The organism is Variovorax sp. MPBD4-3 (assembly GCF_058809745.1).
On the sequence record NZ_JBXASW010000015.1, the window covers coordinates 1 to 21,933 of the forward strand.

At 69.1% G+C, this 21,933-nt stretch carries 20 protein-coding genes and 1 pseudogene; 14 read left to right on the forward strand and 7 right to left on the reverse strand.

Translation table 11 applies throughout. From position 1 onward, the window contains the following. Nucleotides 1-1,136, reverse strand: a pseudogene (locus AC1RVW_RS11700) (lytic transglycosylase domain-containing protein); the annotation flags it as partial. A gap of 102 nt (nucleotides 1,137-1,238) precedes the next feature. On the opposite strand from AC1RVW_RS11700, the gene AC1RVW_RS11705 reads away from it, so the two are divergent. Then, complete coding sequence (locus tag AC1RVW_RS11705) at nucleotides 1,239-1,856, forward strand: 5-formyltetrahydrofolate cyclo-ligase (protein ID WP_081265672.1); 618 nt, start codon at nucleotides 1,239-1,241, stop codon at nucleotides 1,854-1,856. Between the two features lie 9 nt (nucleotides 1,857-1,865). Here AC1RVW_RS11705 and AC1RVW_RS11710 read toward each other — a convergent pair whose 3' ends face one another. Then, nucleotides 1,866-2,849: a LysR substrate-binding domain-containing protein gene (locus tag AC1RVW_RS11710; RefSeq protein WP_081265673.1), complete on the reverse strand. Its 984-nt coding sequence runs from the start codon at nucleotides 2,847-2,849 to the stop codon at nucleotides 1,866-1,868. A gap of 173 nt (nucleotides 2,850-3,022) precedes the next feature. Here AC1RVW_RS11710 and AC1RVW_RS11715 point away from each other — a divergent pair, with 173 nt between their 5' ends. Next, entirely contained in the window at nucleotides 3,023-3,346 is a 324-nt protein-coding gene (locus AC1RVW_RS11715; RefSeq protein WP_106935654.1) for a DUF2917 domain-containing protein, read from the forward strand. Between the two features lie 65 nt (nucleotides 3,347-3,411). Here the strand turns inward: AC1RVW_RS11715 and AC1RVW_RS11720 are convergent, their stop codons facing one another. Then, the gene (locus AC1RVW_RS11720) at nucleotides 3,412-3,816 is read right to left on the reverse strand and encodes a BLUF domain-containing protein (protein ID WP_106935653.1); all 405 of its coding nucleotides are present in this window, start codon (nucleotides 3,814-3,816) and stop codon (nucleotides 3,412-3,414) included. 92 nt (nucleotides 3,817-3,908) lie between these two features. On the opposite strand from AC1RVW_RS11720, the gene AC1RVW_RS11725 reads away from it, so the two are divergent. Next, nucleotides 3,909-4,679, forward strand: coding sequence for a Crp/Fnr family transcriptional regulator (locus AC1RVW_RS11725; RefSeq protein ID WP_172839755.1), 771 nt, complete (start codon nucleotides 3,909-3,911; stop codon nucleotides 4,677-4,679). Here AC1RVW_RS11725 and AC1RVW_RS11730 read toward each other — a convergent pair. Further along, complete coding sequence (locus AC1RVW_RS11730) at nucleotides 4,663-5,610, reverse strand: LysR family transcriptional regulator (RefSeq protein WP_081265677.1); 948 nt, start codon at nucleotides 5,608-5,610, stop codon at nucleotides 4,663-4,665. The two genes, AC1RVW_RS11725 and AC1RVW_RS11730, sit on opposite strands and share 17 nt — an antisense overlap. Before the next feature lie 130 nt (nucleotides 5,611-5,740). Between AC1RVW_RS11730 and AC1RVW_RS11735 the strand changes: the two genes are divergently transcribed. From AC1RVW_RS11735 to AC1RVW_RS11765, 7 genes are read left to right on the forward strand one after another with little or no spacing between them, the layout of a single operon-like run. Beyond that, nucleotides 5,741-6,727, forward strand: coding sequence for a tripartite tricarboxylate transporter substrate binding protein (locus AC1RVW_RS11735; RefSeq protein WP_081265678.1), 987 nt, complete (start codon nucleotides 5,741-5,743; stop codon nucleotides 6,725-6,727). Continuing rightward, nucleotides 6,724-8,880, forward strand: coding sequence for an acetate--CoA ligase family protein (locus AC1RVW_RS11740; protein WP_493200032.1), 2,157 nt, complete (start codon nucleotides 6,724-6,726; stop codon nucleotides 8,878-8,880). The genes AC1RVW_RS11735 and AC1RVW_RS11740 overlap by 4 nt, the downstream gene beginning before the upstream one ends. A gap of 12 nt (nucleotides 8,881-8,892) precedes the next feature. Continuing rightward, nucleotides 8,893-9,762 (forward strand): MaoC/PaaZ C-terminal domain-containing protein, encoded by an 870-nt coding sequence (locus AC1RVW_RS11745; RefSeq protein WP_493200034.1) that lies wholly within the window; start codon nucleotides 8,893-8,895, stop codon nucleotides 9,760-9,762. 37 nt (nucleotides 9,763-9,799) lie between these two features. Further along, nucleotides 9,800-10,549, forward strand: a complete 750-nt coding sequence (locus AC1RVW_RS11750; protein WP_493200036.1) for an SDR family NAD(P)-dependent oxidoreductase — start codon at nucleotides 9,800-9,802, stop codon at nucleotides 10,547-10,549. Further along, the gene (locus tag AC1RVW_RS11755) at nucleotides 10,542-11,354 is read left to right on the forward strand and encodes an enoyl-CoA hydratase/isomerase family protein (RefSeq protein WP_493200038.1); all 813 of its coding nucleotides are present in this window, start codon (nucleotides 10,542-10,544) and stop codon (nucleotides 11,352-11,354) included. The genes AC1RVW_RS11750 and AC1RVW_RS11755 overlap by 8 nt, the downstream gene beginning before the upstream one ends. Before the next feature lie 4 nt (nucleotides 11,355-11,358). Further along, nucleotides 11,359-12,555, forward strand: a complete 1,197-nt coding sequence (locus AC1RVW_RS11760; protein WP_493200040.1) for an acetyl-CoA C-acetyltransferase — start codon at nucleotides 11,359-11,361, stop codon at nucleotides 12,553-12,555. Between the two features lie 15 nt (nucleotides 12,556-12,570). Further along, nucleotides 12,571-13,833, forward strand: a complete 1,263-nt coding sequence (locus AC1RVW_RS11765) for a CoA transferase (protein ID WP_106935648.1) — start codon at nucleotides 12,571-12,573, stop codon at nucleotides 13,831-13,833. A gap of 16 nt (nucleotides 13,834-13,849) precedes the next feature. Here the strand turns inward: AC1RVW_RS11765 and AC1RVW_RS11770 are convergent, their stop codons facing one another. Continuing rightward, nucleotides 13,850-14,704 carry a DUF6279 family lipoprotein gene (locus AC1RVW_RS11770; protein ID WP_199851853.1) on the reverse strand — a complete coding sequence of 285 codons (855 nt, stop codon included), beginning with the start codon at nucleotides 14,702-14,704 and terminating at the stop codon, nucleotides 13,850-13,852. A 31-nt stretch (nucleotides 14,705-14,735) separates the two neighbouring features. On the opposite strand from AC1RVW_RS11770, the gene glmU reads away from it, so the two are divergent. Continuing rightward, the gene (glmU, locus tag AC1RVW_RS11775; protein WP_493200043.1) at nucleotides 14,736-16,163 is read left to right on the forward strand and encodes a bifunctional UDP-N-acetylglucosamine diphosphorylase/glucosamine-1-phosphate N-acetyltransferase GlmU; all 1,428 of its coding nucleotides are present in this window, start codon (nucleotides 14,736-14,738) and stop codon (nucleotides 16,161-16,163) included. A 9-nt stretch (nucleotides 16,164-16,172) separates the two neighbouring features. Here glmU and AC1RVW_RS11780 read toward each other — a convergent pair whose 3' ends face one another. After that, nucleotides 16,173-16,667: an Lrp/AsnC family transcriptional regulator gene (locus tag AC1RVW_RS11780; RefSeq protein ID WP_081268440.1), complete on the reverse strand. Its 495-nt coding sequence runs from the start codon at nucleotides 16,665-16,667 to the stop codon at nucleotides 16,173-16,175. Nucleotides 16,668-16,805: 138 nt separating this feature from the next. On the opposite strand from AC1RVW_RS11780, the gene glmS reads away from it, so the two are divergent. Continuing rightward, nucleotides 16,806-18,686, forward strand: a complete 1,881-nt coding sequence (gene glmS, locus AC1RVW_RS11785; protein ID WP_081268439.1) for a glutamine--fructose-6-phosphate transaminase (isomerizing) — start codon at nucleotides 16,806-16,808, stop codon at nucleotides 18,684-18,686. Nucleotides 18,687-18,719: 33 nt separating this feature from the next. On the opposite strand, the gene AC1RVW_RS11790 is transcribed toward glmS, so the two are convergent. After that, the gene (locus AC1RVW_RS11790; RefSeq protein WP_493200046.1) at nucleotides 18,720-20,858 is read right to left on the reverse strand and encodes a TonB-dependent siderophore receptor; all 2,139 of its coding nucleotides are present in this window, start codon (nucleotides 20,856-20,858) and stop codon (nucleotides 18,720-18,722) included. A gap of 191 nt (nucleotides 20,859-21,049) precedes the next feature. Between AC1RVW_RS11790 and AC1RVW_RS11795 the strand changes: the two genes are divergently transcribed. After that, nucleotides 21,050-21,490, forward strand: a complete 441-nt coding sequence (locus tag AC1RVW_RS11795) for a YbaN family protein (RefSeq protein ID WP_234382081.1) — start codon at nucleotides 21,050-21,052, stop codon at nucleotides 21,488-21,490. Nucleotides 21,491-21,538: 48 nt separating this feature from the next. After that, nucleotides 21,539-21,931: a carboxymuconolactone decarboxylase family protein gene (locus AC1RVW_RS11800; protein ID WP_081268437.1), complete on the forward strand. Its 393-nt coding sequence runs from the start codon at nucleotides 21,539-21,541 to the stop codon at nucleotides 21,929-21,931. Nucleotides 21,932-21,933: the final 2 nt, after the last annotated feature.

The window sequence follows — 21,933 nt, forward strand, 5'->3', positions numbered from 1 at the left end:
CGGGTGGGCACCACGGTGCGCTGGCCCAGCTCCTCGAGCGCCAGCATTTCGTAGAAGCCGCGCGAGCCGGCAATGCTCTGGTAGAGCTCGCGGGCCTGGGCGCGGCGCTCTTCGCTGCCGCTGTTGGCCAGCGCGCGGGCCTTCCAGTAGACCCAGGTGGGGTCGAGCTGGGCGGTTTCGCTCATGGCGTTGATGGCGGGCGCCACCTCTTTCCATTGGCCGGCACGCAAGGCGGCGCGCACGCGCCAGCCGAGCATGTCGTCCGAGAGGTCGCTGTTCTTGGTGACGTTGGCGAAGTAGGTGCCGGCCTGCGGCGACAGCTTGTTCGCTGCCTGGCGGCCGATGGTGCCCCAGAGCCAGTTGCGCTCCTCGGCCGAGAGCATCGGGCCCCATTTGCCGTCGAGCTGCGATGCGGCCATGTCGGGATCGGCGATGGCCACCTTGATGAGTGCGAGCACCACCAGCTCCTTGCGCGACTTGGCGGCCACGAAGGCGCGCCCGGCCAGGAACTTGGCGGCGCTGGCGTTCACCTCCTCGAACAGCGGCAGCGCGTCGGGCGCGGCGATGGTGACCGCGCCGCGCGCGGCCTGCGGGCGGTTGGCCTCCATGGCCAGGCGCGCCTTCTTCCAGGCGTCGGCCGGCGTCATGAGGCGGGCGGCGACCATGCGGTCGGCCGCGGTGAGGCAGCCGTCGTCGGCGTCTTTCTGCGCGAACCAGTTGCGGCGCACCTCGTCGGCCTGCGCCTGCGTGGCGGTGCCGCTGCGCAGCGTGTCGACCAGCGTGGCGTAGCAGCGCACCTGCGCGTCGTCGCCCATGCGGAAGCCGGCGATGGCGGCGGAGAAGTTGTCCCAGTCGCGGCGCTGGCCGGTGAGCAGCAGCCAGTCGTTGCGCAGGCGGTCTTCCTGGTAGGTGCCGGCATAGCGCGCGAAGAAGTCCTGCACCTCGGTGGGCGAGGCTTCCTGCAGGCGCGCCTTGAGTTCCCAGTAGGCGGCCCAAGGTTCCAGTGCATGCCCGCGGGCCTGCGGCAGCAGGGCCGACAGGCGGGCCTTGTCGCCGCGCTGGAAGGCCTGCTTCATCTGGATGAGCACGTCGTCGTTGGTGTTGTTCTGGGCCGCGGCGGGTTGCTGGGAGAGCAACGCGGCGAGCGCCAGGACAGCAGAAAAGACGAGTGCGGGAGTTGCGCCGCGCGGGCGGCGGCGCTTGGATGCCAAAATGCTTGGGAACTGCATCGGGGGATTATGGACAAGTCAAAGGATGCCGACACCTCGGCGACCGCGAGTTTTCTTAAGGATCAGCTGCGAAAAGCACTGATCGAGCAGCGACTGGCAATGCCCGACCGCCTGGCGCGCGCCGATCTCCTGCAGCGCGTGATGCGGATCTGGCTGGTCGGCCGGCCCGACACCGTGATCGGCGCCTACTGGCCGATCAAGGGCGAGTTCGATCCGCTGCCCGCTCTGCACCGCTGGAAGGAGGACGGCGAGCTCATGGAAGAGCCGCAGCGCCGCCGCATCGGACTGCCGGTGATCGACAAAGTTCACAAGACCCTGACCTTCCATGCCTGGTATCCGGGCTGCCAGATGGAAGAAGACGCCTACGGCATCCCCAAGCCCAAGGACACCGAGCTGATCGTGCCGACGCTGCTGTTCGTGCCCTGCGTGGGCTACAGCGCGGGCGGGTACCGGCTGGGCTACGGCGGGGGCTTCTACGACCGCACGCTGGCGGCGCTGGAGCCGCGGCCGTTCACGGTGGGGCTGGGCTTCACCCACGGCTTCCTGGACGACTTCGAGCCCGAGGCGCACGACCTGCCGCTGGACGCCATCCTGAACGACAACGGCGTGGTCTGGCCGACCAGCTGAGCCCCCGGCTCAGTCGAGGTTGTCCACCGTGTCCGGGTCGGGCACCTCGCCGATGGTCTCGCGCGTGGTGATGGCCTGCGTCTGCAGCCAGTCCCAAAAGGCCTTGATCTCGGGCCGCAGCGCGTTGCGCGGGCCGGCGATGAGCCAGTAGGCCATCGGCGAGTCCATGCGGTGCTGCGGCAGCACCTCGACCAGGTCGCCGTTGGCCAGGCTCTCGGCAATCAGCGAGCTGCGCGCCAGCGTCACGCCCTGGCCCGTGAGGGCGGCCTGCACCATCTGGTAGGCGTAGTTGAAATAGAGCCAGCGCTTGGGTTGCGCGCGTTCCTGGCCGTTCACCTCGAACCAGCGGCGCCAGGTCAGCCACTCGAGGTGGGTGCGGTGGGCGTCGCCGGCCTCGATCAGCGTGAAGCGGGTGATGTCGGCCGGCGTCTTGATGGGCGGGCTGCTCTTCAGCAGCCAGGGGCTGGCCACCGGCGTCAGCGTTTCGCCGAACAGGCGCACCGCGCCGGCCGGCATGACCTCGCGCGGGCCGTAGCGCAGCGCGATGTCGACGTCGGCCACTTCGAGGTCGACCGCCACGTCGCTGGCGTCGATGCGGATGTCGATCTCGGGGTTGTCGCGCTGGAAGGCTTCCAGCCGGGGAATCAGCCACATCGACGCAAATGAGGCGAAGGTGGTCAGCGACACGCTCTTGCGCCCCGCGCTCTGCCTGATCTGTCGCACCGCCGTGTCGATGCGCGGCAGCGACTGCTGCACCGCCAGCAGCAGCTGCGCGCCGGCGCTGGTGAGCTCCACCGCCCGCGTGTGGCGCAGGAACAGCGCCACGCCCACTTCTTCTTCCAGCGACTGGATCTGCCGGCTGACGGCCGACTGGGTGAGCGCCATTTCCTCGGCGGCGGCGCGGAAATTCAGGTGGCGGGCGACGGCCTCGAAGGCGCGCAGATGCCCGGCCGAGATCGGGCGGGAGCGCAAATGGGTTTGCGAATGTTGCATGGGTATGACTTCGGGCGGCAATCCGGCGGCCGGATGCATTGATGCGAAACAGGCATCAGTAGGCTACCTCCTTTTCATTGGACTGCCAACGGGCCAGAAACGATCATTCATTCCCGAACTGCGCAATTGCCTTCTGTCTGTCAAGCGCTTCGGCAAGCCCAGGAGTCCTCATCATGTCCACCGCCGTCTGCACCACCGAATCGCTCTCGTCCCTGTCCGTTCCCGCCCGCACCGCCACTGCTGCAGTGCCGCCAGCCGTGCGCCGCGGCGCCTGGCAGATCGCCCCCGGCGAGGCGATGAGCCTGAAGGCGCGTTCGACCAGCGTGCTGCGGGTCAAGCAGGGCCGCGTGTGGGTCACCCCCGACGCCACGCTCGCCAATCCCAGCGAAGATCTGGTGCTCGCACCCGGGGAATCGCTCACGGTGGCGGCGGGCCAGCGCATCGTCATGGAAGCGTGGGACGGCTACGGCGCGACCTACAGCTGGGACAACGCCTGACCCTCCGCCAACCCTGCGCTCGAGAGAGGCGGCTTCGGCCGCCTTTTTCTTTGCTTGGGCGTTCCTCAGCCGTTGATGTCGAAGCTGGGCCGCAGCGCCAGGAAATGCAGCAGGGCGGTTTCGCCTTCCAGTGCGTGCACGCCCGACATCAGGTGCGGCCCCTCGCTTTCCGCCAGGCCCAGCCCGAAACCGGTGTAGCGCCGGTTGCTCAGTGCGCCTTCATAGGCGATGCGTACATCGACATGGCGCGGGTCGCGTTCGATCCGCTGCATCAGCGCCTGAACCTCCTCGCGCGGCCCTTCCAGGTGCTGGCAGAACCGCAAGCCGTCGAAAACCAGCAGTCCCGTGATGCCATGCTCGGCGTTGCGCCCACGCGCCTGGCTGACGATCGCGCCCACCGTTCGGGGTGACAGGTCCTGCACGAGGGTGCTGCAGTAAAGGATTTCGTAAAGCGTCTGGTCTTGCGTCATGCGTCTTGTCAAGGGAGGGCGCTGCGCAGTCTAGTGACGCAAAAGACACCCTGAAATGTCAAAAGACACAGCCGGACGGCCTATAGTTAAGCGTGAAATTCGAGGACTACCCCGCCGCCGCAGCGCCGCCTCAAGGCGTCAATCCGTGCGACCAGTGCGCGTTGCGCCAGCTCGACGCCTTCCTTCCTGCCACCGACGAAGAACTCAAGACCATCCAGTCGTTCCGGGTCGGGGCCCGGCGCGTGGAGGCCGGAAGCTCGATCATCGAGGAGCATCGGCCCAGTTCGCAGCTCTTCACTCTCTATTCGGGCTGGGCCTTTCGCTACAAGACGCTGAGCGATGGCCGGCGGCAGATCCTGAGCTTTCTCCTGCCCGGCGACTTCATCGGCCTGCAGGACGAGTTCGCCGATGGACAGACGCACGGCGTCGAGGCCGTCACCGACGTCACGCTTTGCGCCTTCTCGCGCGACCGGCTCTGGGGCCTGTTCCACGCCCAGCCCAAGCTCGGCTACGACATCACCTGGCTCGCCGCGCGCGAGGAAAAGATGGTGGACGACAACCTCGTCACCACCGGCCGGCGCAACGCCGGCGAGCGCGTGGCGATGCTGCTGATGCACCTGTACCGCCGCGCCGAGCGCGTGGGCATGGTGCGCGACGGCTGGGTCGAGTTTCCGTTCAACCAGCAGCACATCGCCGACGCGCTTGGGCTTTCGCTGGTGCACACCAACAAGACGATGCGGCGGCTGCAGCGGCTCGGGTTCTACAAGATCGACACCGGCTGGCTGCGCATCATGGAGCCGCATGCGCTGGAGACGCTGGGCGACTACTTCGAGCGGCCGATGCGGCCTACGCCGCTGATCTAGCGGCGGTACCCGCGGGTCCGGCGACAGGCGTCGCCATTCCTTCGTTCTTCTCGACGGTGATTTCCAGAAAGCGCTTCAGCGCCGGGTTTTCGGTGTTGGCCCGGTAGGCCAGCGCAATGCCGATGCGCGCGTCGTCCGGCAGGTCGAGGATCGGCCTGAACACCGCTCCCAGAGACCGCTGGTAAGGCGTGTTGGCAGCCGGCACCAGGGCCATTCCCAGGCCGCTGGCCACCAGTCCCAGCGCCGTCTGCACTTGAATGGCCTCCTGCGTGATGCGCGGCGCCACGCCCGCGCGCTGGAACACCAGGCTTACCGCCGCATGCAGCCCGCCGACGGGCGAGGGGGCGTAGCCGATGAAGGGTTGCCCCTCCAGCGCCGCCAGGGCCACGGCAGGCTTGCGCGCGAGCGCATGGCCGCGCGGCAGCGCCAGGCAGAAGCGGTCTTCCTCGACCATCTGAAAGCGTAGCTCGGGCGGCCGGTTGGTGGGAACGCGCACGAAGCCGAGGTCGAGCGTGCCCGCCTCCACGCGGGAGAGCAGCTCCAGATTCGTGCCTTCCTTCAGGTCGAGGTGAACCGCGGGGTGGCGCAGCCGGAACGCCTGCACCAGCCGTGGCAGCAGGCGCAGCGTGACCGAACCGCTGAATCCGATGGCCAGCTTGCCCGACTCGCCCGCTACCGCGAGCTGCACCGCGGCCTTGATGTGCGTGGCCGCATCGAGGCATTCGCGCGCCGCCTTCAACGCCGCGTCGCCCGCGGCCGTGAGCTTCACGCCGCGCGAGCTGCGCACGAAGAGCAGCGTGCCCAGTTCTTCTTCCAGCTTGCGGATGGCCACCGACAGCGGCGGCTGCGCCATGTGCAACCGTTCGGCCGCGACGCTGAAGCTGCCGGTTTCGGCGAGTGCCAGGAATTGGCGCAGTTGTCTCAGGTCCATCCATACACCCCGTATATAGGAGAGTCCATCAAAAGTATTGGATTGAATATAGCGTGGTCCCTACGATTCGGTCTCCATCACGGTGGCGCTGAGCGGTCAGCGGCACACCGGCCATCAGGAGACAAGACAAATGAACACCATCACACGCCGCGCCGCCGTGGGCTGCTGCATCGCATGGCTGGCCCTCGCCGGCATTTCCCCCGCCGTTCTGGCGCAGGGCGCTTACCCCAGCAAGTCCGTGAAGATCGTCGTGCCCTACCCGCCGGGCGGTACCAACGACAGCGTGGCGCGCCTGCTCGCGCAGCGCCTGGGCGAACGCATGGGCCAGCCCTTCATCGTCGAGAACAAGCCCGGCGCGTCGGGCAACCTGGGCGCCGAGCTGGTGGCGCGCTCGCCGGCCGACGGCTACACGCTGGTCCTGGTGACCATGGGGCACACCATCCACCCGTCGCTCTACAAGAACCTGCGCTACGACATCCGCACCGACCTGGCGCCCATCACCGAACTCACCAGCGGGCCGGCGCTGCTGATGGTGAATCCCGCTCTCGGCATCAACAGCGTGAAGGACCTGATCGCACGCGCCAAGGCCAGGCCCGGCGAGCTGAACTTCACGTCGGCGGGCAACGGCTCATCGACCCATCTGGCGACCGAGTACTTCGATTCGCAGGCCGGCATCAAGATGACGCATATCCCGTTCAACGGCAGCGCGCCGGCCATGATGGACGTGATCGCCGGCAACTCGCAGGTCGTCATGGACATGATGTATTCGGCCATGCCCCAGGTGAAGGGCGGCAAGCTCAAGGCCATTGCGCAGACCGGCGCGAAGCGCTCGCCCGCCTTGCCGGACGTGCCCACCGTGGCCGAGGCCGGCTTGCCGGGCTTCGAGGTGACCGTGTGGAACGGCCTGATGGCGCCGGCCGGCACGCCCAAAGACGTGATCGCCAGGCTCAACACCGAAATCCGTCACGAACTCGACAGCGCCGATTTCAAGGAACGCCTGGCCGCGCAGGGCTACGAGCCCGCGGGAAACACGCCCGAGCAGTTCGGCAAACTCATCGCTGCCGACATCGAACGCTGGTCGAAGGTGGTCAAGACCTCGGGCGCCAAGGCCGAATGAGCGCCGCCGACCAGATGCCCGGATCCCTTGCGGACATGCACGCCGATCTCGCGCTCGGCCGCCTGCTGAATCCCCGTTCCGTGGCCGTGATCGGCGCCTCCGACGACGCGTTGCGCATCGGGGGCAGGCCCATCGCCTACATGCGGTCGCAGGGCTTTTCGGGCCGGCTGATGCCGGTGAACCCGAACCGCACGCAGATACAGGGCCTGCCCGCCTTCGCCAGCGTGGCCGCACTGCCCGAGACGCCCGACGTGGCCATCGTGGCCGTGGCGGCGCACCTCGCGCCACAGGTGGTGGCCGACCTCGGTGCGCGCGGCACGCCCGCGGCCATCGTGTTCTCGGCCGGCTTCGCCGAGATGGGCGAGGACGGCGAGCGGCTGCAGCGGCGCATGGTGGAGGCGGCGCGCGCCCACGGCGTTCGGTTGCTCGGCCCCAATTCGCTGGGAGTGCTCAACCCGCGCATCGGCTTCTACGGCAGCTTCAGCTCGGTCGTGGAAATGGGCTTTCCGAAGCCCGGGCGCGTGGGCATCGCCAGCCAGTCGGGCGCCTATGGCAGCCACATCCTGGGCATTGCGCGCGAGTTCGGCATCGGCGTGTCGTCCTGCGTCATGAGCGGCAATGAATGCGACATCAGCCTGGGCGACCTCGTGCAGGCCTTCGTGAACGACGGCGACACCGACGTGATCGCGGTGTACTCGGAAGGCATCCGCGACGGCGCGCGCCTGCTGGAGGCGCTCGAGGCGGCCCGGCTCGCCCGCAAGCCGGTCGTGATGATGAAGGTCGGCACCAGCGCCGTGGGCAGCGCCGCGGCGCAGTCGCACACCGCGTCCATCGCGGGCAACGACGCGGTGACCGATGCCGTGCTGGCCGAGTTCGGCGTGGTGCGGGCGCGCTCCACCGAGCACATGCTCGACGTGGCTCGCCTGGCCACGCGCCGCATCTACCCGGCCGACAACTCGCTGGGCGTGATCACCGTGAGCGGCGGCGCGGGCGTGATCGTGTCCGACGCGGCCGAACTCGCGGGGCTGCCGATGCCCGAGATGCCCGCCGCCGCGCAGCGTCAACTGAAGGCGCTGATCCCCTTCGCCGCGCCGCGCAATCCCGTGGACTGCACCGCGCAGTTCATGAACGACCTGAGCATTGCCGGGCGCTTTGCCGAGGCTGTGGTGGCCGAGGGCGGCTACCGTTCGGTGCTGGGCTTCTTCACCTACACGGTGGGTGCCGAATCCATTGCCGATGGCCTGCGCGCGCAGCTCAAGGCCGTGCGCGACAAGCATCCGGACCGGCTCTTCGTGCTGTCGATCCTGGCGTCCAGGGAACGTGTGCAGCAGTACGAGGCCGACGGCTTCACCGTGTTCGAGGACCCGGCGCGCGCCGTGGTCGCCATCGAGGCCATGGGCCGTTTCGGCCGGGCTTTCGCGCGCCGGCCCGCGCAGGAGCCCCCGCGGGTGCCTGCGGTGGCATTGCCGGGCGCCACCCCAAGCGAAGCCGAGGCCAAGCGTGTGCTGGCCGAAGCCGGCATTGCCGTGGCGCCGGAGCGGGCCTGCGCGAACGCACGGGACGCGGTGGCCGCGGCCGAAGCGCTCGGCTTTCCGGTCGTGCTGAAGATTCTGTCGCCCGACATCGTGCACAAGTCTGAAATGGGTGGCGTGCTGCTGAACGTGGCGAACGCAGGCGCCGTGCGGGAGGGCTTCGCCCTGCTGATGGAACGCGCCGCCCTGGCCACGCCCGATGCGCGCATCGAAGGCGTTCTGGTCGCGAAGCAGCTGAGCGGCGGTGTCGAATGCATCCTGGGCATCCAGCGCGACCCGGTGTTCGGCCCAGTGGCCATGTTCGGCCTGGGCGGCATCTTCGTCGAGGTGATGAAGGATGTGGTGCTGCGCCGCTGCCCCTTTGGCGAGGACGTGGCAGAGCAGATGATCCGCGGCATTCAGGGCGCGCCGCTGCTGCTGGGCGCGCGCGGCAAGCCGGTGGCGGACGTGAAGGCGCTGGCCGCGATGCTCTCGCGCCTTTCTGTGTTCGCGCACCAGGCCGGCCCGCGCCTGCAGTCGATCGACCTGAACCCCGTGCTGGCCTTGCCGCAGGGGCAGGGCGCCTTCGCCGCCGATGCCGTGGTCGTGCTTTCGTCCGCGTCCGACCCGGTGCCGGGTTGACGGGAGCGTCGCATGGCTCTCGATGTGCAGCGCCTGCTCGCGCGCGAATTCGCACCGGTCGAGCATGCCTATGGCATGCGCGACACGCAGCTCTATGCGCTCGGCGTCGGCCTGGGCGCCGACCCGCTCGATGCCGGGCAGCTGCGCTATGTCTACGAACGCGCCGAAGGCGGGCTTCGGGCGCTGCCCACGCTGGTCAACGTGCTCGGCTACGGCGGCTTCTGGGCCGACCAGCCCGACACCGGCATCAACTGGCGCCAGCTCGTGCATGCCGAGCAGGCCTTCGTGCTGCAGCGTCCGCTGCCGGCCGAAGGCCGCGTGCTGGGCACGAACCGCGTCGCCGCGCTGCACGACAAGGGCGCCGGCAAGGGCGCGCTGATGCTGCAGGAGCGCCGCGTCACGGACGCAGCCAGCGGCGAGTTGCTGGCCAGCGTCAGCCAGACCAGCATGCTGCGCGCCGACGGCGGCTTCGGCGGAGCGCATGGCGCGCCGTTGGCGGCGCCGCACGCCATGCCGGCCCGGCCGCCCGACGCCGTCTGCGACTTGCCGACCTTGCCGCAAGCCGCGCTGCTCTACCGCCTGAGCGGCGACTTCAATCCCCTGCACGCCGACCCTGGCGTCGCGCTCTCCGCCGGCTTTCCAAGGCCGATCCTGCACGGCCTTGCCACGATGGGCATCGCGTTGCACGCGGTGCTCTGCATGCTGCTGGGCTACGACGCCTCGGCCGTGCGCGGCATGCGCGTGCGCTTCACTGCGCCGGTGCTGCCGGGCGAGACGCTGCGCACCGAACTCTGGCGCGACGGCTGCCTGGTGTCGCTGCGAACCACGGCACTGGAGCGCAACACCCTGGTGCTGAACGCGGGCCGCGTGGACCTGGCCTGAACCAACACCCCCCAAGCATCGAAGGAAAGAAACAAGCATGGACCTGCAGATCAAGGACAAAGTCGCCATCGTCACCGGCTCGGCGCGCGGCCTGGGCGCCGCCACCGCGCGCCGCCTGGCCGAGGAGGGCGCGAAGGTCGTCATCACCGACATCCTGCGCGAGCAGGCCGAAGCCACCGCCGCCGCGCTGCGCGACGACGGCCTGCAGGCGCATTGCGTCGTCGCCGACATCACCAAGGGCTCCGAGGTGCAGGGCCTGGTGGACGAGGCCGTCGCGCACTTCGGCGGCTTGCACATCCTGGTCAACAACGCCGGCTTCCCGCGCGACCGCTACCTGGTGAAGATGAGCGAGGACGACTGGGACCTGGTGATGGAGGTGATGCTCAAGGGTGCCTTCCTCGCCAGCAAGGCCGTCATGCCGCGCTTCATCGAACAGGGCTGGGGCCGTGTCATCAACATCAGCTCGCGCGCGCATTTCGGCAATCCGACGCAGGCCAACTATTCGGCCGCGAAGGCCGGCCTGATCGGCATGGCCAAGGCGCTGGCCATCGAGGAGGGGCGCTACGGCATCACGGTGAATTGCGTTGCGCCGGGCTTCATGGAAACCGAGATGGTGCAGGCGCTGGCCACCTACGAAACCATCAAGGAGCGCGCGGTGGCCATGCAGCCGATCAAGCGCGTGGGCAAGCCCGCCGACATCGCGGACGCGGTGGCCTTCCTGGCTTCGGAGCGCGCCGGCTTCATCACCGGCGAGGTGCTTCACGTGACGGGCGGGCGCTATGGTTGAGATCGAGTGCGGCCCGGTGCGCTGCCGCATGCAGGGCGGCGTGGCCGTCCTGACGCTGGACAACCCGCCGCTCAACGTCGTGTTCCGCGGCCTCACCGAGGCGTTGGGCAGTGAGCTCGATGCCCTGGCGCTCGACGCCGACGTGCGCGCCGTGGTCCTGACCGGTGCCGGCACGCGCGCCTTCTGCGCAGGCTCGGACATCGCCGAGTTCCAGCCGTTGATGCAGCCCGGGCGCATCGGTCCGGAAAAGCTCGCGTTGCAGCAGGCGGTGTTCGCCCGGCTCGACGACTTTCCCAAGCCCACCGTGGCGGCCGTCAATGGCCTGGCCTTCGGCGGCGGGCTGGAGATCGCGGTGTGCTGCGACCTCATCGTGAGCGACGAGCGCGCGCGCTTCGCGCTGCCCGAGATCAAGCTGGGGGTGTTTCCCGGCAGCGGCGGGCCGGTGCGCGTCACCCGCCGCGTGGGCCAGGGCCGGGCCAAGGAAATGATGTTTCTCGGCGAACCCGTCGACGCGGCCACGGCGCTGGCCTGGGGCCTCGTCGACCGCGTGGTGCCGCAGGGCACGGCGCTCGAGGCCGCGCTGGCGCTCGCCGCCACGCTCGCCGGCCGGCCGCCGCTGGCACTGGCGCTGTGCAAGCAGGCCATCGGCTTCAGCTTCGACATGCCGCGCGACGCGGCAATAGCGGCCGCGCTGCCGCTGTCCGAACGCGTCTTCACTTCGGCCGAATCGAGGGAAGGCGTGCGCGCCTTCCTTGCCAAGGAGGCGCCGGATTTTCCCAACGCACTGCATTCCGAGAAAGAGTGACACCATGAAACGCGCTGCCATCGTCTCCCCCCTTCGCACCCCCATCGGCGCCTTCGGCGGTTCGCTGCGCGGCGTGCCCGTGGAAGAACTCGGCGCCACGGTCGCGCGCGCCGTGATCGCCCGCACCGGGCTCGACCCCGCGCGCATCGAAGACGTGGTCTTCGCCCATTCCTACGCCAACGGCGAGGTGCCGTGCACCGGCCGCTGGGTGGCGCTTCAGGCTGGCTTTCCCGTCGAGGTGGCCGGCATGCAGCTCGACCGCCGCTGCGGCAGCGGCCTGCAGGCCATCGCCACCGCCGCGATGATGGTGCAGACCGGCGCCGCCGACGTGGTGATGGCCGGCGGCGTCGAGAGCATGAGCAATGTCGAGTACTACACCACCGACATGCGATGGGGCAAGCGCGCGGGCACGGTCAAGTTTCACGACCGGCTCGAACGCGGGCGCGAGCGCTCGCAGCCCGAGTCGCGCTTCGGCCGCATCTCCGGAATGATCGAAACCGCCGAGAACCTGGCGCGCGACTACGCCATCACGCGCGAGGAGGCCGACGCCTTTGCGCTGCGCAGCCATCGGCGCGCGGCGGCGGCATGGGCCTCGGGCAAGTTCGCCGACGAGGTGGTGCCGGTGAGCGTGCCGCAGCGCAAGGGCGAGGCGCTGGTGGTCGACCGCGACGAGGGCATCCGCGCCGACCTGACGCTGGAGCAACTGGCCGGGCTCAAGCCGCTGGTCAAGGACGGCATCGTCACCGCGGGCAACGCCTGCCAGCAGAACGACGCCGCCGCCGCCTGCCTGATCGTGGCCGAGGACCGGCTCGAGGAACTCGGGCTCGCGCCGATCGGATACCTGCACAGCTGGGCCGCCGCAGGCTGCGAGCCTTCGCACATGGGCATCGGGCCTGTGCCCGCCGTGAAGAAGCTGTTCGGCCGCAACGGCCTGGGTTTCGACGACATGGGCCTGGTCGAGCTGAACGAGGCCTTCGCCTGCCAGGCTCTGGCCTGCGCCAAGGGCTGGGGCTGGAACGACCCGGAGCGATTCAACGTCAACGGCTCGGGCATTTCGCTCGGTCATCCGGTGGGCGCGACCGGCGTGCGCATCATGACCTCGCTGCTGCACGAGATGCAACGGCGCGGCGTGCGCTATGGCCTGGAGACCATGTGCATCGGCGGCGGCCAGGGCCTGGCCGCGGTGTTCGAGCGCGCCTGAGCCGGAGCCGCGCGCATGACCTATCCCTTTCTCGGCCGGCTCCGGGTCATCGAGAGTTCGGCCTTCATCGCTGCGCCGCTGGCGGGCCTGACGCTCGCGCAGTTCGGCGCCGACGTGATCCGTGTCGACATGATCGGCGGCGGCATCGACTACGCGCGCATGCCCCGCATGCCGCACCCGCGTGGCCAGGGCCGCAGCCTCTACTGGACCGGGCTCAACAAGGGCAAGCGCTCGGTGGCGGTCGATCTGCGCCGGCCGGAAGGCCGCGAGCTGATCCAGGCGCTGGCCACCGCGCCGGGCCCGGATGCCGGCGTGCTGCTGACCAACATCGGCACGCCCTGGCTGGCCCACGAGATGCTGGCCGCGCGGCGCCCCGACCTGATCAGCTGCACCATCCAGGGCAATGGCGACGGCAGCACGGCGGTCGACTACACGGTGAACTGCGCCACCGGCTATCCCGCCGTCACGGGCGGCGGCTCGCGCGAGCATCCGGTCAATCATGTGCTGCCCGCCTGGGACATCGCGTGCGCGTACCAGGCGGCCTTCGCGGTGCTTGCCGCGGTCGACCATCGGCGCCGCGGCGGGCAGGGCGCCGAACTCAAGCTGGCACTCTCGGACATGGCCTTCGGCATGCTGTCGCACCTCGGCGTGCTGGCCGAAGCGGAGCTGCTGGGGCAGGAGCGGCCTTCCATCGGCAACCATCTCTACGGTGCCTTCGGGCGCGACTTCGGAACCGCGGACGGCGGCCGCATCATGGTGGCGGCAATCTCCGCCGGCCAATGGAAGGCGCTGGTGGCGTGCTGCGGCATCGCGGAACCCGTCGACGCGCTGCAGCAACGTCTTGGCCTCGACTTTGCAGACGAGGCGCAGCGCTTCGAGGCGCGCGACGCCATCGCGGAACTGGTCGAGCCCTGGTTCGCCGCTCGTACGCAGCAGGCGGCGGAAGCGGCGCTCGAACAGTACAAGGTCTGTTGGGGCCGCTACGGCACGGTGTGCGAAGCGCTGGCGGGAGATGCACGCGCGAGCCTGGCCAACCCGGTGTTCGAGCGCATCGACACCCCCGGCATCGGCGCCCACCTCGCGGCGGGTGCGGCGGTGCGTGCAACTTGCATGGAACGCGAAGCCACGTCGCCGGCCGCGCTGCTCGGTACCCATACCGACGAGGTGCTGCATGAAGTACTGGGCCTGAGCGGCGCAGCCATCGGGCGGCTGCACGACGCACGCCTCGTGGCTGGACCGCAGCGCGATCCGACGGTGGCGGACCCGGTCGCTCCCTAGGGGCCGCCCGGCGCCTTCAGCGCGCCGCCACCAGTTGGCGCAGATCCTCCTGGTAGGCCTGCAGCCGGCGCACCGCCTGTGCGCGCTGGCTGGCGGTCGTGCCGTTGTGCAGTGCGGCGGTGTTGCGGCAGCCTTCTTCCAGCAGCGCCTGCTGCTGGTCGCGCCAGCGGCCGGGCGGCGGCTCGGCGACGCGCTGGATGTAGGCGTGAAGCGCGGCGCGCGCCTCGGCCGGCGTGGGCTTGTCGGCGACGAAGCCGCGCAGCAGCGCCAGCGCTTCCTGCTGGCGCTGGCGGCGTTCGGCGTCCGCCAGCTTCGGGTCGAACACCGACTGCGCGACCTGCTGCCTGAGCAACTCGCGCTGCTCGGTGCTCAGGCGGCCGTAGAAGTCCTCGGTGCGGTCGAGGAACTGGTCGTAGCGCTTTTCCTGCACCTGGGCCGGCGTGCGGTCGAGCCATTCCTTGCGATAGGTGGCGTTGTTCTTGGCGTATTTGCGTTCCAGCTGCTGCAGCTGGGCGGCCGTCAGGCTCAGCGCGAGCTGGGCGCCGGCGGTTTCCGCATGGTCGGTCACGGCCAGCAGGCGCTCGCGGATGCGGTCGGCCATGGTGCAGACCTGCGCCGGCGTCACCTCGCCGGGCGCCAGCGCCTGTGCTTCCTGCAGCAGCGAGGCGATGCGCGGCAGCTCGTTCTGCCGGTGCCAGTCCAGAAGCTGGGCGAGTTCGTCGCGCACCTTCGGGGCCTGCTCGCTGTCGAAATCGAGGTAGCCGTCCAGCCACCAGTAGCTCACGGTGGGCAGGTTGTTGTAGGCCAGCCGGATCGCGCTGCAGGCCCCCAGCGCGGCGGCCAGGAGCAGCACGCCGATAATCCGCGCCATTGCCGCGCAACGAAATCGGGAAGAAAAACGCATGAATCAGACTCCGCAACAACACACGCCGGGACCGGTGGACATCGTCATCATGGCCGCCGGCAAGGGCACGCGCATGAAGAGCAAGCTGCCCAAAGTGTTGCATCGATTGGCCGGCCGCGCACTGCTGGCGCATGTGACGGGCACCGCCGGGCGCATCGGCGCGCGCGACGTGGTGGTGGTCACGGGCCACGGCGCCGCCGAGGTCGAGGCGGCCATGGCCGGCGGCATTGCCGGCGCCACGCTGCGCTTTGTGCGCCAGGAGCCGCAGCTGGGCACCGGCCACGCGGTGCTGCAGGCGGCGCCGCTGCTGCCCGACGACGGCACGGTGGTCGTGCTGTCGGGTGACGTGCCGCTCATCGGCGAAGACACGCTGCGCGCGCTGGTGGCGGCCAGCGCGGGCGGCAAGCTGGCGCTGCTGACCATCGAATTCGACGACCCCACCGGCTACGGCCGTGTGATCCGCTCGGCCGCCGCCGGCGACGTTACCGCCGTGGTCGAGCACAAGGACGCCACCGAGGCCCAGCGCGCGGTGCGCGAGATCTACAGCGGCGTGATGGCCGTGCCGGCACGGCTGCTCAAGGGCTGGCTCGCGCGGCTGGACAACAGGAACGCCCAGGGCGAGTACTACCTGACCGACGTCGTGAAGCTCGCGGCCGCCGACGGCGTGCCCGTTGTCGCGCACATCACCACCGACGCGCTGCAGGTGGCCGGCATCAACAGCCCGGCCCAGCTCGCCGCGCTGGAGCGCGCCTGGCAGCTGCGCCAGGCCCAAGCGCTGATGGAGCAGGGCGTGCGCCTGGCCGACCCGGCGCGCTTCGACCTGCGCGGCACGCTCGAGTGCGCCGGCGACGTGGAGATCGACGTCAACTGCATCTTCGAGGGTGCCGTGTCGCTGGGCGAGGGCGTGCGCATCGGTGCCAACTGCGTCATTGCCAATGCGCGCATCGAGGCCGGCGCGGTGATCCACCCGTTCACGCACATCGAAGGCGAGAAGGCCGGCGTGAGCGTGGGCGCGGGCGCGCTCATCGGCCCGTTCGCGCGGCTGCGGCCCGGCGCGCAACTGGGCGCGGAGGTGCACATCGGCAACTTCGTCGAGGTCAAGAACTCCACGCTGGCCGCGGGCGCCAAGGCCAACCACCTGGCCTACCTGGGCGACGCCACCGTGGGCGAGCGCGTCAATTACGGGGCGGGTTCCATCACGGCCAACTACGACGGCGCCAACAAGCACCGCACCGTGATCGGCGACGACGTGCACGTGGGCAGCAACTGCGTGCTGGTGGCGCCCATCACGCTGGGCGCGGGCGGCACCATCGGCGGCGGCTCGACCATCAACAAGTCGACCGAGCCCGGGGCGCTGACCGTCTCGCGCGCCAAGCAGGTCAGCTTTCCCAACTGGAAGCGTCCGCAGAAGAAGCCGAAGGCCTGAGGACGGCCTTCAGGCCCCGGGTGCCGACAGCGGCAGCCGGGGCTCGAACTTGGCGCGCTTGAGGCTGAAGAAAGCCTTGACGTTGCGCACGTTCGCATCGGCCGTGAACAGGCGCTGCGCGAGCGCGCCGTAGTCCGGCATGTCGCGCGCCGCGACGATCAGCACAAAGTCGGGGCCGGGCGACACGCGCCAGCACTGCTGCACCGCGTCGTCTGCGATCACGCGCGCCTCGAAGGCGTCGAGCGAGCCTGCGTCCTGCCTGTCGAGCGAAATCTCGACCACCGCCTGCAGGCCGTGACCCAGCACCGTGGCCAGCCGGTCGGGCGACAGCAGCGCGACCTGGCGCTCGATGAGGCCTTCTTCTCGCAGCCGCTGCACGCGCCGCAGGCAGGTGGGCGGGGAGATGCCGACGTCGGCGGCCAGGCGCTGGTTGGTCTGCGAGGCGTCGCGCTGCAGGGCGTCGAGCAGGCGCAGGTCGGTTGAATCGAGGGTGATTGATTCCATATTCAATCGAATTATGGAATAAATATTTAAATAGCCGAAAGAGAGAAATAAAAGTCCAAATTCAGATGAATTTCGAATGCATATTTCTTGGATGTCTTCCTACCATCGAGCCTCTTCTTCATTCAAAGGCAGATCACCATGTGCGGCATCGTCGGGGCAGCGTCCCATCGCAACATCGTTCCGGTCCTGGTACAGGGCCTTCAGCGGCTCGAGTACCGCGGCTATGACTCGTGCGGCGTGGCGGTGCATGCCGGCGGCCTGACGCGGGCGCGCACCACCTCGCGCGTGGCCGACCTCGTGGCGCAGGTGCGCGACGACAAGGTCGAAGGCCTCACCGGCATCGCCCACACACGCTGGGCCACCCACGGCGCGCCGGTCGTGCACAACGCCCATCCGCACTTCAGCCACGGCCCCGGCGCCGGTGCGCAGGGCGCGCGCCCGGGCCGCATCGCGCTGGTGCACAACGGCATCATCGAGAACCACGAGCCGCTGCGCGCCGCGCTCGAAGCCAAGGGCTATGTGTTCGAGAGCCAGACCGACACCGAAGTCATCGCCCACCTGGTCGACAGCCTTTACGACGGCGACCTGTTCGAAGCCGTCAAGGCCACGGTGCTGCAACTGCACGGCGCCTACGCCATTGCCGTGATCTGCCGCGACGAGCCGCATCGCGTGGTCGGCGCGCGCGCAGGCTCGCCGCTGATCCTGGGCGCCGGCAAGGACGGCGCGGAGAACTTCCTCGCGAGCGACGCGATGGCCCTGGCCGGCGTGACCGACCAGATCGTGTACCTGGAAGAAGGCGACGTGGTCGACTTGCAGCCGGGCAAGTACTGGATCGTCGACAGGAACCACAAGCCGGTGACGCGCCAGGTGCGCACCGTGCTCGCCCACAGCGGCGCGGCCGAACTGGGCCCCTACCGCCACTACATGCAGAAGGAAATCTTCGAGCAGCCGCGCGCCATCGGCGACACGCTCGAGGGCGTGGAAGGCATCGTGCCCGAGCTGTTCGACGGCATCGGGCAGGACGGCGCCACCGGAGCCAGCGCGCACCGCGTGTTCCAGGACATCGACAAGATCCTCATCCTCGCCTGCGGCACCAGCTACTACAGCGGCTGCACCGCCAAGTACTGGCTCGAGAGCATCGCGAAGATCTCCACGCAGGTCGAGATCGCGAGCGAGTACCGCTACCGCGACTCCGTGCCCGACCCCAGGACGCTGGTCGTCACCATCAGCCAGTCGGGCGAAACCGCAGACACGCTGGCCGCGCTGAAGCATGCGCGCTCGCTGGGCATGGAGCAGACGCTGACCATCTGCAACGTCGCCACCAGCGCGATGGTGCGCGAGTGCAAGCTGGCGTACATCACGCGCGCCGGGGTGGAAATCGGCGTGGCGTCGACCAAGGCCTTCACCACGCAACTCGCCGGCCTGTTCCTGCTGACGCTCGCCATCGCGCAAAGCAAGGGCCACCTGAGCGAAGCCGACGAGGCGCGCTACCTGAAGGAGATGCGCCACCTGCCCGTCGCGCTGCAGTCGGTGCTGGCGCTGGAGCCGCAGATCATCGGCTGGGCCGAAGACTTCGCGCGCAAGGACCACGCGCTGTTTCTGGGCCGCGGGCTGCACTATCCGATCGCGCTCGAAGGCGCGCTCAAGCTCAAGGAAGTGACCTACATCCACGCCGAGGCCTACGCCGCCGGCGAACTCAAGCACGGCCCGCTCGCGCTGGTCACGAGCGAAATGCCCGTGGTGGCCGTGGCGCCCAACGACGCGCTGCTCGAAAAGCTCAAGAGCAACCTGCAGGAAGTGCGCGCGCGCGGCGGGGTGCTCTACGTGCTGGCCGACGGCGACACGAAGATCACCAGCAGCGAAGGGCTGCACGTGATCCGCATGCCCGAGCACTACGGCGCGCTCTCGCCGATCCTGCACGTGGTGCCGCTGCAGCTGCTGGCGTATCACACGGCGGGTGCGCGGGGCACCGACGTGGACAAGCCGCGCAACCTGGCGAAGAGCGTGACGGTGGAGTGAGGCTGTGGGCTGCGGTGCCGTCGCGGCGGGCCGTCAGAACTTCGCCTGCAGGCCCGCCACCACTTGCCGGCCCAGTCCGGGCAGCACCGTCAGGTTGTTCCACGAGGCGACGTAGAAGGTCTTGTCGAACAGGTTGTTGACGTCGAGGGTGACGCGAACGCGCGGATTGACCTGCCAGTAGGCCGTCAGGCGCACGGTGGTGTAGGCAGGCAGCCGGTAGGTGTCGGTGGCGTTGCCGGTGCGCTCGCCCACATGCACCACGCCGCCGCCTATGCCGTAGCGGCCGTCGAACAGCCTGTCCTCGCGGATGGCGAACAGGCCGCCGCTGACGCGCGGAATGTTGGCCAGCCTGCGCCCGAGCATCGCCGGGTTGTTGTCGCGGGTGACTTCGGTGTCGGTATAGGCCAGGTTCCCGGTGAGGCGCCAGTGCGCGTCCAGCTGGCCGGCAACGTCGGCCTCGATGCCGCGGCTGCGCGCCTGGCCGGCGGCCACGTTGAAGTTGGCGTTGGTCGGGCTGCGGGTGAGCACGTTGCTCTTGCGGATGTCGAACACCGCCATCGTGGCGGTCAGCCGCTCGTCGGCCGACAGCCATTTGGCGCCGGCTTCCAGCGCGCGGCCCGATTGCGGCGCGAACGCGTTGCCGTTCTCGTCTCCGCCCGAATTGGGCTTGAAGGACTTGCCGGCGCTGGCATAGAAGGACAGCCGGTCGCTCACGAGATACGTGATGCCCACGCGCGGCGAAGTGGCCGAATGGCTCTGGGCGGTGGACTTGCGTGCCAGCAGGTCGTCGTAGTCCTGGTGGAAGCGGTCGAAGCGCACGCCGGCCAGCAGCTTCCATTGCGGCGACAGGTCGATCTGATCCTGCACGAAGACGCCGGTGGCGCGCTGGTCGTCGCGTGTGTTGAACAGGGGCGAGAGCGGCGCCGTGCGGGCCTGGCCGTAGAGCGGCTGGTAGATATCGATCGCATACGGCGCCCTGGCCACGCTCGAATACTCGCCGTACTGACCCATGAAGAGCCGCCAGGACTCCACGCCCGCCAGCAGCGTGTGGCCGATGCCGCCCGTGCTGAACTTGCCCTCGACTTCGGCCTGCACCGACGTGTCGCGCGACGGCAGGCTGCGCCAGCTGTCCCGTCGATTGAGGGTGCGGGCGTCGGCGCGCAGCGTGCTGTTGAGGTCGACCGCGTCGCCGAAGTAGCGGGTCTCGCGGTAGGACGTGCCGACCCGGGCGCGCCAGCCCTGGCCCAGCTCGCGGTCCACCGTCAGTTGATGGGTGTCGCCCTCGATGTGCATGTTGTCCCGGTCGGGCTCGCCGAGGAAGCGGTCGCGCGGAAGAACGCCGACATTGCCGTTGATCTGGATCAGGCCGCGGTCGAGCGGCGCGCGGATGCGCACGAGTTCGGCTTCGTACTGCACCACAGTGCGGCTGTCGGGAGTCCAGGTGAGCGCCGGTGCCAGTACCTGCTTGCGGCTGTCGATCAAGCTGCTGCGGCTGGCGCCGTCCTCGGCCACCGCATTGAGCCGGTAGGCGAAGCTGCTGCCCAGCGGGCCGGTGGTGTCCAGCGTCGTGCGACGGAAGCCCAGCGTGCCGAACTCCACGCCGACGTTGTGCGCGGCGGTGAATTGCGGCTTCTTGGTCACGATGTTGATGGTTCCGCCGGGCTCGCTGCTGCCGTAGAGCGCCGCGGCCGGGCCCTTGAGGAATTCGACGCGTTCGACGCTCGCCACGTCGCGCTGCGGTCCATAGCCCCGGCCCGAGGGAAAGCCATTGAGCAGCGAGCCGCCTTCCGTGTTGCTGAAGCCCCGGATCGCGAAGTTGTCCCAGGTGCCGCCGAAGTCGTTGAGCCGCGCGATGCCGCTGACGTAGTCGATGGTGTCGCCCAGCCGCGTCGCGCCCAGGTCTTCGATCAACTGGCGCGGCACCACCCGCACCGCCTGCGGCACCTCGATCAGCGGGGTCTCGGTGCGCGTTGCCGCGGTCCCGCCGCGCGGGCCTGCGTAGCCGGAAGCCGCGCCCTCCGACTGGTCGTGGATCTCGGTCGTCTTGAGCGTGTTGGCGGAGCCGGCATCCGGCGCCTGCTGCGCGAGCAGTTCGGTCACAGGGGACAGCGCCAGCAGGGCGGCAAAAGCACGCGCGAAAGGAAGAGGAGAAGAAGAGGTTGGAAAAATCACGGGGAAGTTGCGCTGTGAGAGGGCCGATGGCCGGGCGACAGGAGATGCCCGGATCGCGACGTCGAAACAACGCCGCGAAGGGTCGTGATGATAATGAATCTCATTTGTGAATTCCTGTTATCAAGACGCCTTGGTCGGCAACTGCAACGGCCGGTGGCGCTGCGCGTCGTGCGCTGAAAGACAATCGGCTCGTGATCCCCGCCGAAGAAAAGAACCCGCCCGCCGCGGATGCCGCCGTCGCCGTGCCGCGCCCGTTGCCATTGGCCGCCCGCTGGCTGCTGCTGGCCTTTGCCGCGCTGTGCCTGGTGCTGGCCGTCATCGGCGTGATCGTGCCGGGCATGCCGACGACGGTGTTCGTGCTGATGGCCGCGTGGGCCGCGGCGCGCAGCTCGCCGCGGCTGCATCGGTGGCTACTGGAGCACCGGCTGTTCGGCCCCATCCTGCGCAACTGGGAGAACGGGCGCACAGTGAGCCGCCGCGCCAAGTGGAGCGCCACCGCGGCGATGGCGTTCTGCGCCGTCGTCATCGCGCTCACCGCGCACAAGGCCTGGCTCGCGGGCCTCGGCATCGGCTCGATGGCCGTCGTGCTCGCGTGGCTCTGGCGGCGGCCGGAGCCGGCGGTGCCTGACTGATGGCGATGGCCGCTCCACAATGCGGCCTTCGTCCCAGGAGATTGAATAGTGAAGCCACAACCCATCGAGTACGCCGCCGCCTCCGACGACGTCAAGGCCGTGTTCGACGACATCAAGACCTCGCGCAACGTGCCCGACGTCAACAACTTCTGGAAGTACCTCGCCAACGATCCCGCCACGCTCAAGCGCACCTGGGGCAGCCTCAAGGAGGTGATGGCGCCCGGCGCGCTCGATCCGGTGGTCAAGGAAATGGTCTACCTCGCGGTGAGCGTCACCAACAACTGCGGCTACTGCATCGCGAGCCATCATGCGGGCGCGGCCAAGGCCGGCATGACGCCGGAGATGTTCGCCGAGCTGATGGCCGTGGTCGGCATGGCCAACGAGACCAACCGGCTGGTCAACGGCTACCGCGTGCCGATCGATCCGGCGTTCGACAAGTAGAA

What these genes read in the sequence shown, in the direction of transcription:
- AC1RVW_RS11745 (WP_493200034.1), top strand. Translation starts at nt 8,893, where the DNA reads ATGGCTCTCGATGTGCAGCGCCTGCTCGCGCGCGAATTCGCACCGGTC.
- glmS (WP_081268439.1), top strand. Translation starts at nt 16,806, where the DNA reads ATGTGCGGCATCGTCGGGGCAGCGTCCCATCGCAACATCGTTCCGGTC.
- AC1RVW_RS11755 (WP_493200038.1), top strand. Translation starts at nt 10,542, where the DNA reads ATGGTTGAGATCGAGTGCGGCCCGGTGCGCTGCCGCATGCAGGGCGGC.
- AC1RVW_RS11765 (WP_106935648.1), top strand. Translation starts at nt 12,571, where the DNA reads ATGACCTATCCCTTTCTCGGCCGGCTCCGGGTCATCGAGAGTTCGGCC.
- glmU (WP_493200043.1), top strand. Translation starts at nt 14,736, where the DNA reads ATGAATCAGACTCCGCAACAACACACGCCGGGACCGGTGGACATCGTC.
- AC1RVW_RS11740 (WP_493200032.1), top strand. Translation starts at nt 6,724, where the DNA reads ATGAGCGCCGCCGACCAGATGCCCGGATCCCTTGCGGACATGCACGCC.
- AC1RVW_RS11760 (WP_493200040.1), top strand. Translation starts at nt 11,359, where the DNA reads ATGAAACGCGCTGCCATCGTCTCCCCCCTTCGCACCCCCATCGGCGCC.
- AC1RVW_RS11715 (WP_106935654.1), top strand. Translation starts at nt 3,023, where the DNA reads ATGTCCACCGCCGTCTGCACCACCGAATCGCTCTCGTCCCTGTCCGTT.
- AC1RVW_RS11705 (WP_081265672.1), top strand. Translation starts at nt 1,239, where the DNA reads ATGGACAAGTCAAAGGATGCCGACACCTCGGCGACCGCGAGTTTTCTT.
- AC1RVW_RS11750 (WP_493200036.1), top strand. Translation starts at nt 9,800, where the DNA reads ATGGACCTGCAGATCAAGGACAAAGTCGCCATCGTCACCGGCTCGGCG.
- AC1RVW_RS11735 (WP_081265678.1), top strand. Translation starts at nt 5,741, where the DNA reads ATGAACACCATCACACGCCGCGCCGCCGTGGGCTGCTGCATCGCATGG.
- AC1RVW_RS11780 (WP_081268440.1), bottom strand. Translation starts at nt 16,667, where the DNA reads ATGGAATCAATCACCCTCGATTCAACCGACCTGCGCCTGCTCGACGCC.
- AC1RVW_RS11730 (WP_081265677.1), bottom strand. Translation starts at nt 5,610, where the DNA reads ATGGACCTGAGACAACTGCGCCAATTCCTGGCACTCGCCGAAACCGGC.
- AC1RVW_RS11710 (WP_081265673.1), bottom strand. Translation starts at nt 2,849, where the DNA reads ATGCAACATTCGCAAACCCATTTGCGCTCCCGCCCGATCTCGGCCGGG.
- AC1RVW_RS11770 (WP_199851853.1), bottom strand. Translation starts at nt 14,704, where the DNA reads ATGGCGCGGATTATCGGCGTGCTGCTCCTGGCCGCCGCGCTGGGGGCC.
- AC1RVW_RS11720 (WP_106935653.1), bottom strand. Translation starts at nt 3,816, where the DNA reads ATGACGCAAGACCAGACGCTTTACGAAATCCTTTACTGCAGCACCCTC.